Genomic DNA, 13957 nt, shown 5'->3' with positions numbered 1-13957 from the left:
GAGCAATAAAAGCGAGAACCTCCATATTCAGGCTTGTATGTAGTTTTCTTTCGCAATTTTTCCATAGCCTGCGACATTTTTCTATCCACGCAAAAGAACGCTCTACAACCCATCTTCTAGAAATGACTTTAAAAGTATGAAGTGCATTTCTTTTTGCTATTTCTACTATATATTCTAATATTTCCTGCACACTCTTTGCAAATCTTTCTCCAGAATATCCTCACTTTTGAAAAGATTTTAAACAGGCTCTAAGAACAATGAAGATTTTTACAGAGGAATATAAGACAGTTGATGCCGATGCAATGCTCGATTTTTTCAAGAAGCTAGAAAAACAGACAGAGGCTCGAATTATTCATGTAATTTTGGATAATGCAAGATCAAACAAAAATAAGAAACTAGAAGAGTTTCTGATGTCTTCTAGGATTAAAGTGCACTATCTCCCTCCTTATTCGCCGAATTTGAATCCTATTGAACGCTTGTGGAAGATCTTAAAGGAAAAGAAGGTATACAATCGATATTACGAAACGTCGGTGACTTTTTTTCAGGCAATTAGAGGATTCTTCTTAGAAGAGATACCGAAAATAACAGATATTTTGAAATGTAGGATAAACGACAAGTTTCAAGTCGTTGACTTAAATCCCATTAAGCTAGCCGTTTGAATCGGCACTAGTATAGAAGCATTTTCACTACATAAAAACCATTTGTTCGGTGTAAAAAATGTTTTAGCAGATGGAGGATATTCTGGAGAAAAATTTGCAAAGAGTGTGCAGGAGATATTAGGATGTATAGTAGAAATAGCCAAAAGAAATACACTTCATACTTTTACAGTTATTCCCAAAAGATGGGTTGTAGAGCGTTCTTTTGCGTGGATAGAAAAATGTCGTCGGCTATGGAAAAATTGCGAAAGAAAACTACATACAAGCCTGAATATGGTGGTTCTTGCTTTTATTGCTCTACTTTTGAAAAGATTTTAAACAGGCCCTAAGTAATTTTTCCTTTCCCTCCATTTAGGAAGGAAGTATAGCAAAAATCTAAACCTCTTAAGAGTACTTTCTAGAAGTATGCCAGTTGTCATATCCTAAAAAATTGTCCTTTATAGAGATGATCGAATAAAGAGAAAAAAGCTGCCCTAAATTTTTAAGGCAGCTCATAAAAGAAACTTAGAAACCAATACCGTAGCTGAAAATTACTTCAGGAACGTAGGAGGTCTTGTAAGATGTAGGATAAAAAATACTATAGGAGCTCTTACGATGAGTCCAAGTCTTCTTAACTATCTTATCAAGAACAAAAACAGGAAAACTAATTTGCATTTGAAAGAAACGCTGGCAGTTTGTTTCATTCTTATATTGCTTACCAAATACAAGCTCTGGATAAACAGCTACATGAGAGTTATTCTTACGCTCTATTTTCTCGTGTACCCCTTTAATGGCTAAGCCTAAACCAGCATAAAATTCAGATTCTAGATTTGGTTTGAAAAAATAATTGTATAATACACTTGCTCGAGCTGTTGTTCGTATCCAAGTTTTAGCAATAGATCCAGCCAAATCAAATCCGTGATGATCTTTTTGTGTTCTATACCCAATTCCAAAAGAAGGAATTAGCTCAGGTAGAGGACCTACTCCAACATTAAGGTACCCAAATGAGTTTTCAAGGCAGCAGCAGTTGGTTTGTTTCTCTTCTTGAACTTCCTGTGTGTTAGCACATAAGAAACTAACAGGTAATACGATACAAGCTGTAACAATTTTCAATATCTTATTCATATACACATTCTCCGTTGTTAATAATGAAATACAAAAGACATTCTATGAAGACAGAACATTTTTTTCTTCTTAAAAGAAAACTTATATAAAAAAAATAAAATCCTTATCTTATCTTTAATCATAATGAAATCAAGAATCTCTAGAGACCGTTTCTGTTTTTAAAATAGCCCGAAAAGATGCTTAGAAACCAATTCCATAGGTAAAAGTAAATAAAGGAGCGCATTCTAAATCGGTTTTCACCGTTTGGTAATCGCAATAAGACCTGATTTTTTTAGATCTGGTATAAAGACCTGGCAAACTAACTTGTAGTTGTATAAAACGTTGATTGCCCTGTTTATTGTTATACTGTTTGCCCAATGCAATCTCTGGAGAAAAACCCAAGATGGACCCGAGTCTTTTTATATCGATGTAGTTAACACCAACTCCTAATCCTACATAAACCTGAGAGCTTAAATTAGGAAAGAAAAAGAAGTTGTACAAAACATTAGCCTTTCTTCTTTGAATACGAGCTTTTTTAGCTTCAAAGCAAGACGTGTAATCAATGGTTTTACATACAATCGATGCTGATAGATCTAAACCATGCTGATTTTTTTGCAGTCTATATCCGACTCCAAAAAAGGGAGCAGAAAAAAGAGATTCCATGCCAACATTCACATATCCAAATGAATTCTCAATAGGTTTTGCAACTTCCACCTCTTGTGTATTAGCAAATAAAGAGCCAAAGACCAGTAAAAAAGCAGGAACAATTTTTAATATTTTTTTCATATAATCTTTCTCTTTTCTTATTAATAAAATGGATAATGACCATTCTATTAACGAGAATCTTTTTTTTCTTCTTGAAAGAAAATTTATATGACAACAACAAATGTTAAATGAATTCTTTAAGATAAGAGGGTTGCAGAGCTAGAAAGGTGTTTTAAAAACCCATTCCATATCTAAGAACAAATACAACAGCATTCTCTTCCTTAAAGAGAATAGGTATTTTTAAGAAACCTACTTGCATCTCTAAAAAACTGCTTGTGTATTGCTTCCCCAATCCAAGCTTTGGACATAATTCTAAAAAGGGTCTACGTTGTATCTCAGCAGAACGTTTAAAAAAGAAAGCATTCATCGCTTCTTCTTTATCCATATGGTAATCAATGTCTAGTCCCATTCCTATATAAAACAGCTTTACATAAGGTATAGATAAACTCAAAACACGGTAATCTTTTTGCTTATATCTAGAAAAAGAGCTCTCTAATTTAGAGATATTTGCATCTGAAATTGTATTTTCAATAGACTTTATAACTTCTAAATCTTGTGTTTCTTGTGTATTAGCAAATAAAAGGTTAAAGGTTAACGCAAGATAAGTACGAGCAATTTTTAAGAGCTTTTTCATACAGCCTTTTTTTATTACTTAATGAATAGAGACGGCCTTATTATATCAGGAATATTTTTTTCTCGAAAGTTGTATGAGGACAAAAAAATATAAAATACATTTTAACAAGAAGGGGTTTCTTCTTCTGTTTTAGGAGAGATTGTTACCTCTTCCCAAGCATAATCTGTAACTAGCTTGCGGATCTCCAACGTTGATTCTGCTCGGTTAATCGCTTCGCGCAATTTAGAGGCACCTTGCATGTTTTTTAAAGACCAGCATCCAACCCTTCTTAAATCCTGAACAGCTTTTCTCTCTTCTTGATAAGAAATAATGTGTTCTAGGTGTTCTAGAAAGATATCGCGTCTTTCATAAGAAGTTCGAACGGGTACCTTTTTTGTGGTTAGATACTCATAGATATCCTCTACAATCCAAGGATGGCCCATTGTGCCACGAGCCACTAAAATGGCATCGCATCTGGTGTATAAAAAAAGCCTTTCCGCGTCAGAAGCTGAAAAGACATCGCCATTACCGATTACTTTGATTGTTTGTGCTGCTTGTTTGCACTCGCGAATCCAATCCCAATTCGCAGGACCTCTATAAGCCTGAGCTCTAGTTCTTCCATGGATACAAATCGCTTTTGCCCCGGCTGATTCAGCAATCTTCACAATTTCTACTGCATTAATTTGAGAGCTATCCCAGCCAGCGCGGATCTTAATAGTAACAGGAATTTTTACCGCAGATACCATATTCGCTAAGATATCTCCGATTAGTTGAGGTGTTTTTAACATCCCCGAACCACTGCCGTCTTTTGTCACTTTATCAACAGGACACCCGCAGTTTAAATCAAGGCTATCAAACCCTAAATCTTGGATAATACGCGCACATTCTGCTGCAAGCTCTGGTTTGCTTCCACATAATTGCGCACCGATGGGGCGCATAGAAGGCTCAAAGTCTAAAAACCGACAGGTTTTGGGGTTCTGACGCACTAAAGCATCCATTTTAACCATCTCGCAAAAAATCAAACCAGGTTTGTATTTAGCAAGCATTCGGCGGAAAGGAAGATCAGAACAGCCGGCCAGAGGAGCGCAAAAGATATTAGAAGGAAGGGTAAGCGAACCTAATGAAAAAGATTTTTGCAACAAGGACATTAGATAAAAAGCCGTAAGAAAAAGTTTTCCAAAAATTGTAGAACAAAAAAAGCAATAATTGGACTTAAATCTAAACGCCCACCAATCGGTGGGATCAGATTTCTAAACACATTTAAATAAGGATCTGTATAAAACCGTAAAAAATGCATAAACCTCGTATGGGAAAAAGAAGGAAACCAGGAACCCAATATACGCAAGGTCAACATGATCGTATAGACAAAGAAAATCCAGTGAATAATATTAGCTAGTAAAATAGACATGGCACTAATATTATCTAACTTTCGTTAATCTTTTCAAGGTCAACTTTTGACTGGATTATATAAAAAAAAATTTTATCATTTGAGGTCTATTCTTGGTTACAGTAGGAATTGCATTAAATCAAGAGCATTTGCGGATTGCGGTTTTAACTAAGAAAAAATTAAAAATCTCTATTCAAAAAATTTTTACTATAAAAAATTCACCCGAATCTATAAAACAGCTTTACAGAGACTTGGTTGTTTATGATAAAAATTTCAATATATCTAGTTTTTTAGAAGCGCAAGATGTCCTCTTAAGACGCTTGACTCTTCCTTTAACAGAAAAAAGAAAGATCCTAGCAACACTGCCTTTCCAAATAGATTCTTTAATAATGACTCCAAATGACTCTATGGTTTCTGTATGTATTGATCGGATTGCTAAAAAAAGCTCTTCTGTTGGAGTTTTTATAACCTCCCAGCATCTTTTCTTTAAGCACGTAGAATTCTTAGAAAGCAAAGGTCTTCATACCCATTTTGTCGGCTGCGCTACCGCTAGCTTATTTCGTTTTATCACTTGGGCGTTTCCTAAGCAAAAAAAAGGGATTGTTATTCACATTGGATCTCAAGAAATACTTTGTTTGTTTTATCAAGAAAATCGCCTTGAGTCCGCTAAAGCGTTTTCAGCAGACCCTGCATGTTTTAAAAAAAATCTAGAAAAATACCAATTGTTCTTAAGTCAAAAAGGATGGGATACTCATTCTACTTGCGTGTACATCGAAGAAACCCCTTCTTCTATCAATCTTAAAAGCGTAGTAGGAGAAATTTTTGATGGTGAACAACTAACTTTAGAAGATCCAGACCACCATCTACATGCTCTTGCCATAGGAGCAGCATTAGAGGCTCTTGCCGAAGATGGACGCCAAGTGAATTTTAGTCAAAAAATGTTTATGACAAAAAAGACCAAACAAGGTTTTTTAAAAAGAACATTTTATTATCTAGGAGCTTGCGCAGTTCTGAATCTAGCTAGTTTAGTGGGGATGCAAATATATCTACACAAAAAGCAAACAGCACTGCTTACACACATCACTTCTATTTTACCCAAAGAATTGCAAAAACCCTCTCCTAAGTCGATTCAAGATTGGCAAAATAAGCTTCTTGTCTGGAAAAATAAGCTCAGCACACAAAAATTTCCCTTTCCTCTGCTTCCAACAATTCCTAAAGTAAGCGATGTGTTAGCATGGATAAGTGCTCATCCAGCATTTATTCACGAAGGAAAGGTAAAGGAAGGAATAGAGGTCTTATCTATTCACTACCAAATGCTCAAATACCCCACTGTTGACCAAAAAAATCTTCCTTACGAAGCGCAGGTGGAAATTGCATTCACTGCATCCATCCCACGACTTGCGCGTGAATTTCATGAATCTCTAATTAAAGAAAACCCCATGATTCATGCAAAAAAACCGGTACAATGGCATGCGCAGGGCAATAAGTACTGCGCTATTTTCACCCTAAAACCTTTGAACTAACTATTTTTTATGCGCCCTTTTCTACATCGTTTGATAATCACAAGATCTAACTGGATATGGTTACTACTAATAGCGCCTCTTCCTAGTTGCTTGATCATACTGCATGGTTATTACCGCCTGTACCAGTTAGAAGAGCTGGCAAACACTACCCAGATCATTCATAAAAAAATTCTATATAATGAACTGATACAAAAAAAAGAGGAAAAAATTCTTTCTCAATTAAAACTAAGCGATCCTCAATACTTAGATAAATATGTAGAATCCCTTTGTTTTCTACAACCAGAGCAAAAAAAACTACAAGCGCTTTTATTGGAAAACAGGCTAGATCCTATCTCTTCTCAACGACTGAATTGGATTTCTCAAGAAAATCATCTAGCTTTTTTTGAAGAAAAAATTAGAAAACACCTTTTGTTTTGCGAGGTAGAAGAGAGACAACAAAAGACTATTCAAGCCAATGAAGAAGATTTAAAACAATTACTTTGTTTTGTTGAACAGGTACATATCTGGCCGTATGGACCAAAACCTGGTGTTCCTTTTTTGTTTATTACAGATTTTAATCTCATGAAAAAATCTATTACTCCTCAACAAAAAGTTTTTTGCATCGATATGAAATTGGTTAAACGAGAAGCTCTATGAAAAAAAAAACACTTTGTATAATAGCCCTTATCGTCTGCTCTGGCTGTGGGTTCTCTTTTCGGTCTGACCCTAACACAATTGTAAGCTTACAAATCATCGATAGAAATGGTTTTGCAGAAACCATTAGCAATCAAGATCGTTTATCGAATTATCAAAACATAGATTTTTTACAACCTCAACCCTATCAGAAAGTGCTTAGAGTTTATAAGCGAACCGATCTTGGCAAAAGCTCTTCCATAGTGACTAGTTATCACGATAATGGCCAGATCTGGCACCATTTGGAGGTTATCGATGGCAGAGCTCACGGGCTATATCAAGAATATTATTCTAACGGCGAGCTCAAAATAGATGCTTTTGTCATCGAGGGTGTAGCTGATATTCATAATTTAGCTCAGGCCAGCTGGATCTTTGATAAAAAGAGTACCGTAAGAAATGAACGAGGACAACTCATTGCTGAGATCTTCTATGACAAAGGACTCTTACATACACCTAGCATCTATTACTACCCTGAGGGACCAATCAAAAAAATTATCCCTTACCAGCAAGGGCTCATTGAAGGTTATTTGGAAGAATTTGATTTCGATGGTAATATTTTGCAAAAACTAGCTTATCACAAAGGAGAAAAAGAAGGGCTCTCTGTAGGTTATTGGAACAAAGAACAATTACAATTTAGCGAGTTATACGAAAAAAATCACTTAATGGAGGCTACCTATTTTGATTCAAACGGGAAAAAAATAGCCGAAATCTACAATGGCTCGGGTCAAAAAGCAGAATTTATAGAAGGAAGACTGCATCAATTAATTACTTTCTCTGAGTCCGTTGCAGAAGGAGAGGTAAAAGTATTCAATCCTAATCAAAGCCTACATGCTACTTATTCTATCAAAGATCAAAAAAAGTATGGCGAAGAGAAGATCTACTACAACGGTTCTTTAGAAAACCCGCAAATCAAACTCTGCCTTTATTGGGATGATGATATGATCCAAGGTATGGTTAAAACTTGGTACCCTAGTGGCAAGCCAGAGAGCCAAAGAGAGTTCAACCAAAATAAAAGACATGGGACTAGCGTAGCTTGGTATGAAAATGGCGATGTGATGTTGATCGAAGAGTATGATCGAGATCTATTAATCACCGGTAGTTACTTCAAGCCTAAAGACGACACCCCTATCTCTCAAATAGAGCAAGGAAAAGGAACTGCTAACCTGTATACTTCCAACGGCATATTCTTAAGAAAAATCAGCTATGAAAAAGGAAAACCCAAAATTGATGAAGAACCTCTCTTACGCTAAACAGTTAATGAGAGAAGAACTCATTAAGATACGTAAAAATCTTTGCGACTCTAGAAAAAAACAAGCTGATCATAATGCTTATTTGAAACTTAGCAAAAAATTAAAACCCCACAAAAATATACTGTCTTTCTATAGCGTTAAAAGTGAAATTAATATCGATTTACTGAATCAAGACCTATTCAAAGAGCATAAACTTTTACTCCCTAAAATAGAAGATATAGGTCTTACAGCCCATAAAATTACCAAGTTTGAATGTATCCCTTCCGCTTTTGGTATACTAGAACCTCATCCAAAATTCTCTAATCCCATTGCCCTAGAAAAGATCAATTGCATTTTAGTACCCGCATTAGGCTTTGATCGCTCATGCCATCGCATAGGCTATGGCAAAGGTCATTACGATCAACTCTTAGAAAAATTGCAAAAGAATCACCTTAAACCTTACACAATAGGAATCGGTTTTCAAGAACAGCTCTGCATCAAGTCTTTACCTACTGAAAAACATGATATTGCCCTAGATGAATTATTGTTGTTTTAATATAGGGAAAAAAATCTATCGATTTTGAGGAGGCTGCATTTCCTGATACTCTTCTTGCGGAGTACTATCTTTTTTTCTGGCCCTACATGTACGAGTACCTAGGCAACTAAGAGCCTCTACAATACCTCCAGTAGCTACGGTATCGCATATAGAGAACTGCTCTCCATTTAAACAATACCAGACGACTACATAAGGGGTTTGAGAACGACTCTGTTGTATGGGAACCCTGCTTTGGTAGGGCCCATATGTATTATACCAAGTGGTTGAGTTTTGTGATCGAATGAGCATCTCTCCTAAAAAAGAACCATCGGCTCCTCGTACTACAGCTCGCAGATCATAAACACTATCATTAAATAAACGTATAGATTCAGCTTGCGTATAGGAAGTTATAAAAAGAAAGCAAGCTAGCGCTAATATCATTTTCATATTGACCTTAAAAATTTTACTTAGAAATAGGTAAAAATTTATTTTCTGTCAACTTTAGCCCATTTAAAATCGATTCCTCCGGTGGAAGATAGCGCTACTTGGCGAACATTTCGATTTAAATAGAGCATACGATAATAATAGATAGGAATCATGGGCATGTTATCCATTAAAACCTGCTCTGCTTGTTTTAAAAGAAGCGTTCTTTGTTTACTGTCTACCGCTTTATTAGCAGAGTTGAGTAACTGTATATAATGAGCGTCTTCCCAACCGGTATTATTGGACCCGCCTTTTTTATATTTAAATACCTCAAGAAAGTTCATTGGATCTTCAAAGTCTGCAATCCAAGACCCTGTTGCTAATTGATAGTCTCCTTTGGAAATACGATCAAAATAAATTTTTGCTTCTACAGCTTCTAATTCTACAAGCACTCCTAGCGATTTCATCCACTGTTGTTGTAGTCCTTGTGCTAACACATGATTTTTCTCATCAGCTCGATAAAGAAGAGTAATTTTAGGAAGGTCTTGTTGTAAAAGGTCTTTTGCGCTCTTTAAATCCGCATCTAAAAAATAGGGGTTATCTTGTAACCCGAGTCCTGTAGGAACTAAACCCGTTGCAATCAATTGATTTCCTTGAGTGATATGGGAAACGATATCTCCTCTATTCACCGCTAAGGCAAAACAGCGTCGAATAGATCGATTATTAAAAGGGGATTTTTGCGTTTGTATCCTTATCAGATATGTCCCTAAAAACTCTTTATCCATAAAATAAGCAGATTTTTTCAAAGAACCCAAGGCCTCAATAGGAAGGGTGGATAAAGGAGAGCCAGCCCAATCAATTTCTCCTTTTTCAAATAGGCGTAGCTCTGTTTCTTCAGATAGCATATAGGCCACTATCTCAGACAAAGAAACGGAAGAACTATCCCAATATAGAGGATTTTTATGCAGTCGAATCAAATTGCGTTGTTCCCAATTAGCTAAAGTAAAAGGGCCATTGCAAATATACCCAGAATTCTGCCAACCCCAATTTGGATTTTCTGCATCTAGTTTGCGGTGCACGGGAAAGAAAAGGGGGAAAGATAGCAATTCTAAAAAATAAGGCGCTGGATGCTCTAACTCCACTTCTAATTCATCATCCGATAACACACGAATTCCCAACTCTGAACTGGGCATCTTTCCTTCTTTGACAGCTTGTGCATTTTTAATCAGATACATTTGATAAGCGATATCCGATGGAAATGCAGGATCTAGCACTTTATGCCAAGCGTAGGCAAAATCATGAGCTGTTAACAGATCCTTGTTCGACCAATAGCTTTTAATCAGGGTAAATCGATAACGCGTTCCTTCTTCTGACACTTGCATATCTTTTGCCAAAGCAAGATCCACTTTGCCTTGTGGATTTTTGCGTGTAAGCCCCTCAAATAAATGTCTTAATAAGGTAATATCTTTAAGAGCACGTGCACGTCTTGGATCTAAACTTTGAGGATCATCTCCTATATTGATACGCAGCACTTGTGATTGAGCTTCTTTTTTGTCTTTTAAAAAAGAAAAACAGCCGCTCAAAAGTACAATAATACATGTGAAAAAAATTTGAATCATGCTATCTTCCTATCATTTTATTAAAGAGATCTTTGGTGTTTGTACTATAAGATAGGTAGATCTAATAATGCGAGGCTTAAAAAAAATCATGCTTTCAATAGCAACTGATCCCATTCCCGTATTTAACACACCTGAATTTCCTAACTATTTTAAAGAAAAAGGTGAATTTATACCCTTAGATAATCAAGGATTAATGAGATGCTTAGAAACAATCCTTTTGCCAGGAATGTCATTCGATCCAAGAGAAGCTTTACCCAAAAATATTTTAAAGATAAAGACTCCTAACTACTCCGGTAAAGAATTGTATATTCACGGAGAGTTTTTACCTAATTCTTCTTCAAAAAAACAACTCATTAATTTACCAAGCGTAGATAAAATTTGCAAAACTTTGAAAAAGTTAATTGGAACTCCTTATTTGTGGGGAGGAAACTATCCAGAAGGTATTGCTAAAATTTCTAAAATTTACCCTCCTAATGCAAATCTCTCCAGTCTCGACCCAAAGATACAAAACATCTGGCAACTCAAAGGGGTGGATTGCTCGGGTCTTCTCTATTACGCTACTGGCGGATATACCCCTCGCAATACAGCTGATTTAGTGAAATATAAAAAAGGCCTTAAAATTAAAAATTTAAAAAAAGAAGGGATACTTTCTTTATTACAACCTCTTGATTTAATCACATGGAAAGGACACGTAATTATTGTCATTGATAAGGAAACTTGTATCGAAAGTACACCTGAAAAAGGAGTTAATTCACGCCGTCTCTTTGAAAGAATAGAAGAGGTTCTAAAAACAAGGAAGCCTGTAAATAAAAATCCCTCTGATAAATCTTTTGTGATTCGTCGTTGGCATTCAGAGAGTTTTTATGCTAGCGTAATACGCTGCGCCCAACAAAGCTGTTGTATCCTCTAATATAAGATGGATAGGAATCTCTTGCATAAGAGAAGAAAACCTTCCCTTAGCTGTAAAGGCGGCCATAAAGCCACCATGTTTAAAAAATGGTAATAACCTCTGTGCTAATCCACCACCTAAATAAACGCCTCCTCTGGCTAGATATTTAAGTGCTAAATTTCCAGCTTCTGCGCCATATATGGAAACAAAGATCTCTACAGCGTGTATACAAGCTGTGGATAAACCTTCTAGAGCCTTTTCTATCACAAGTCTTTGTGGTTCTAGTTTAGTGGAGATCTTCTCAATTTCTGGATCGCTTTGTTCTTTATGCGTATCGACTAGAAATCGATATATTTGATACAGACCAAATCCCGATAAGACTCTTTCATAAGAGACATGTTTATATTGTTTATATAAATAAGAAAAAAGTTCTAGTTGCTCTTCATTACAAGGAGCAAAGTCGGTATGACCACCTTCTGTTGCAATCGGATGGTGTATTTTTGTATTCCAAAATAGACCTGCTTCTCCCAAACCTGTCCCCGCAGAAATCAATACCCGATTACCTGTTATTTTTTTCCCTTCGTTTAATGTTACATATTTACTAGGGGAAAGAAGTTGCAATCCCCATCCGCTAGCTTCTAGATCGTTGAGTAAAAACACATGAGGGATTTTACATTGATGCTGCAGATCTTTTGCAGAAAGGGTCCAGGGTAGATTTGTTGCCCGACAAACCCCATCTTGTACAGGTCCAGCTATTCCAAATCCAGCTCGGGAAATAGAAATATCAGGAAAAGGGGCTAGAAAATGATGTAGTAAAGAAGAAAAGTTGGAAAAATCACGGCTGTGAAAGGTTGTTTCCTCTACGCATTGTAGCTGCGCCTCTTCTTCAAAAAGAGCTAAACTAACCTTTGTTCCTCCTATATCACCTGCTAATAACATAATTTATCCTTTATTTTTTTATAATTAATTCTCGAATTAGACACCATTTACAAAATCGATTATCCTTGACGCAAAGGCTTAACCAGATTCAATCTTAAGATCAGATAACAAAAGGAACTTTATGGCTCAACAAAATGATGCAGGAAAAAGAAAAGCTCTAGAGCTAGCAATGACACAAATTGAAAAACAATTTGGTGAAGGATCCATCATGACCCTAGGCAAGCACTCCTCTTTAAAAGGAGAAATGGGGGTGATTAAAACAGGTGCAATAACTCTTGATCTCGCATTGGGAATTGGAGGGGTGCCTCGTGGAAGGATTGTAGAGATATTTGGTCATGAATCTTCTGGGAAATCCACACTTGCTACCCACATTGTAGCCAATGCGCAAAAAAGTGGAGGCCTAGCTGCCTATATAGACGCAGAACACGCATTAGACCCGACGTATGCTGCTAAAATCGGCGTTAAGCTCGACGAGTTATTGATCTCTCAGCCCGATTCAGGAGAAGAAGCGCTAAATATTGCGGAGATGCTAGCGCGCTCTAACGCAATAGACGTCATAGTTATTGACTCTGTTGCAGCTTTGGTTCCTAAAAGCGAGCTAGAGGGAGAAATCGGCGATTCTTTTATGGGATTGCAAGCAAGAATGATGTCTCAGGCTCTTAGAAAGTTAACAGCGACTCTTTCCAAAAGCAATACTTGTGCTATTTTTATCAACCAAATACGTGAAAAAATTGGAATTATGTTTGGTAATCCAGAGACTACAACAGGTGGAAAAGCTTTAAAGTTTTACGCTTCTGTTCGGTTAGACATTCGTCGCTGTGGCAGCATTAAAGGTCCAGATAACACAGAAGTTGGCAATCGTGTTAAAGTAAAAGTTGTTAAAAATAAAGTGTCTCCTCCTTTTCAAGTAGCCGAGTTTGATATTTTATTCAACGAAGGGATTTCTCGTATTGGCACTTTAATTGACTTAGGAGTTGACCTAGGTATTGTGGAAAAAAAAGGCACTTGGTTTAATTTTCAAAGCCATCGCCTAGGACAAGGAAGAGAATCTGCTAGAGAAGAATTGAAAAAAAATCCTCATCTAGTAGAAGAAATAGAAAGATTAATCCTAGCTAAAATCAAAGAAGCTAAAGGCCCGGTTACCCCTCTTATAAAAGAAGAGGCCTTGGTTTAACAAAACAAGCCACCGGTAATAACCGGTGGTTCTATCTTTCATAGAAAGCAACATAGTTCCTATCATGAATTCTAAAACCAAAATAGTCTACTGCAAAGAGAAAAAAAACCTCCTCTGGCATAAAATGCAGAAGCATTTTGGTTACAAAGGCTAGGAAAATTTTAGCAGACGTTTTTGGTGAGATTAACATTATCTTTTCAAGTTTGAAGTGCACAGAAGAAGGCCCTTTCAACCTCGAAGTGCACAAAAAAGAACATATATAGTGGTTCCGATTCAATCGTATACAAAAATATAGGATTAACGACAAGTTTCAAGTCTTTGACTTGAACTCCATTAAGCTAGTCGTTTGAATCGGCACTACTATATAGTGGTTCCGATTCAATCGTATAGAAAAATATTTTGTTTTGTGTTAAGCTATTGAGTATGAAAAAACTGATCCCTAGCCAGAGA

15 protein-coding genes and 2 pseudogenes are annotated in these 13957 nt (G+C 36.3%); 8 read left to right on the top strand and 9 right to left on the bottom strand.

Annotated features, from left to right (window positions below):
* Positions 1-220 (bottom strand): annotated as a pseudogene (locus tag RHOW815_RS03270) (transposase); the annotation flags it as partial.
* A gap of 37 nt (positions 221-257) precedes the next feature.
* On the opposite strand from RHOW815_RS03270, the gene RHOW815_RS03265 reads away from it, so the two are divergent.
* On the top strand, positions 258-659 hold the full coding sequence (locus RHOW815_RS03265) for a transposase (RefSeq protein WP_215216922.1): 402 nt from the start codon (positions 258-260) through the stop codon (positions 657-659).
* A gap of 42 nt (positions 660-701) precedes the next feature.
* Positions 702-974: pseudogene (locus RHOW815_RS03260) on the top strand (transposase); the annotation flags it as partial.
* Positions 975-1160: 186 nt separating this feature from the next.
* Here the strand turns inward: RHOW815_RS03260 and RHOW815_RS03255 are convergent.
* The 5 genes from RHOW815_RS03255 to RHOW815_RS03235 form a co-directional block, all read right to left on the bottom strand.
* Positions 1161-1760, bottom strand: a complete 600-nt coding sequence (locus tag RHOW815_RS03255; RefSeq protein WP_215216921.1) for a hypothetical protein — start codon at positions 1758-1760, stop codon at positions 1161-1163.
* Positions 1761-1940: 180 nt separating this feature from the next.
* Entirely contained in the window at positions 1941-2525 is a 585-nt protein-coding gene (locus RHOW815_RS03250; protein ID WP_215216920.1) for an acyloxyacyl hydrolase, read from the bottom strand.
* Positions 2526-2676: 151 nt separating this feature from the next.
* Positions 2677-3138, bottom strand: a complete 462-nt coding sequence (locus tag RHOW815_RS03245) for a hypothetical protein (RefSeq protein ID WP_215216919.1) — start codon at positions 3136-3138, stop codon at positions 2677-2679.
* A 101-nt stretch (positions 3139-3239) separates the two neighbouring features.
* Positions 3240-4265, bottom strand: a complete 1026-nt coding sequence (gene dusB / locus RHOW815_RS03240) for a tRNA dihydrouridine synthase DusB (protein ID WP_215216918.1) — start codon at positions 4263-4265, stop codon at positions 3240-3242.
* A complete protein-coding gene (locus tag RHOW815_RS03235) occupies positions 4265-4525 on the bottom strand; it encodes a YggT family protein (RefSeq protein WP_194845822.1) in 261 nt (86 codons plus the stop codon). The genes dusB and RHOW815_RS03235 overlap by 1 nt, the downstream gene beginning before the upstream one ends.
* Positions 4526-4617: 92 nt before the next feature.
* Here RHOW815_RS03235 and RHOW815_RS03230 point away from each other — a divergent pair, with 92 nt between their 5' ends.
* The 4 genes from RHOW815_RS03230 to RHOW815_RS03215 are packed head-to-tail and all read left to right on the top strand — an operon-like array spanning position 4618 to position 8484.
* Positions 4618-6027 (top strand): hypothetical protein, encoded by a 1410-nt coding sequence (locus RHOW815_RS03230; protein ID WP_215216917.1) that lies wholly within the window; start codon positions 4618-4620, stop codon positions 6025-6027.
* A 9-nt stretch (positions 6028-6036) separates the two neighbouring features.
* Positions 6037-6663, top strand: coding sequence for a hypothetical protein (locus tag RHOW815_RS03225; protein WP_215216916.1), 627 nt, complete (start codon positions 6037-6039; stop codon positions 6661-6663).
* Positions 6660-7949, top strand: coding sequence for a toxin-antitoxin system YwqK family antitoxin (locus tag RHOW815_RS03220; RefSeq protein ID WP_215216915.1), 1290 nt, complete (start codon positions 6660-6662; stop codon positions 7947-7949). Before RHOW815_RS03225 ends, RHOW815_RS03220 begins: the two co-directional genes overlap by 4 nt.
* Positions 7903-8484 (top strand): 5-formyltetrahydrofolate cyclo-ligase, encoded by a 582-nt coding sequence (locus tag RHOW815_RS03215; protein WP_215216914.1) that lies wholly within the window; start codon positions 7903-7905, stop codon positions 8482-8484. Before RHOW815_RS03220 ends, RHOW815_RS03215 begins: the two co-directional genes overlap by 47 nt.
* 15 nt (positions 8485-8499) lie before the next feature.
* Here the strand turns inward: RHOW815_RS03215 and RHOW815_RS03210 are convergent, their stop codons facing one another.
* The gene (locus RHOW815_RS03210) at positions 8500-8910 is read right to left on the bottom strand and encodes a hypothetical protein (protein ID WP_215216913.1); all 411 of its coding nucleotides are present in this window, start codon (positions 8908-8910) and stop codon (positions 8500-8502) included.
* A 38-nt stretch (positions 8911-8948) separates the two neighbouring features.
* Positions 8949-10505, bottom strand: coding sequence for a peptide ABC transporter substrate-binding protein (locus RHOW815_RS03205; RefSeq protein ID WP_215216912.1), 1557 nt, complete (start codon positions 10503-10505; stop codon positions 8949-8951).
* 88 nt (positions 10506-10593) lie between these two features.
* On the opposite strand from RHOW815_RS03205, the gene RHOW815_RS03200 reads away from it, so the two are divergent.
* The gene (locus RHOW815_RS03200; RefSeq protein WP_215216911.1) at positions 10594-11415 is read left to right on the top strand and encodes an NlpC/P60 family protein; all 822 of its coding nucleotides are present in this window, start codon (positions 10594-10596) and stop codon (positions 11413-11415) included.
* On the opposite strand, the gene glk is transcribed toward RHOW815_RS03200, so the two are convergent.
* Complete coding sequence (gene glk / locus RHOW815_RS03195; protein ID WP_245397530.1) at positions 11356-12333, bottom strand: glucokinase; 978 nt, start codon at positions 12331-12333, stop codon at positions 11356-11358. The genes RHOW815_RS03200 and glk overlap by 60 nt on opposite strands.
* 121 nt (positions 12334-12454) lie before the next feature.
* Between glk and recA the strand changes: the two genes are divergently transcribed.
* Entirely contained in the window at positions 12455-13507 is a 1053-nt protein-coding gene (gene recA, locus RHOW815_RS03190; protein ID WP_215216910.1) for a recombinase RecA, read from the top strand.
* Positions 13508-13957 lie beyond the last annotated feature (450 nt).

The organism is Candidatus Rhabdochlamydia sp. W815 (assembly GCF_018642185.1).
GTDB lineage: Bacteria > Chlamydiota > Chlamydiia > Chlamydiales > Rhabdochlamydiaceae > Rhabdochlamydia > Rhabdochlamydia oedothoracis.
The sequence above is the reverse complement of the archived record's forward strand: the minus strand, read 5'-3'. Positions and strand labels throughout refer to the sequence as shown.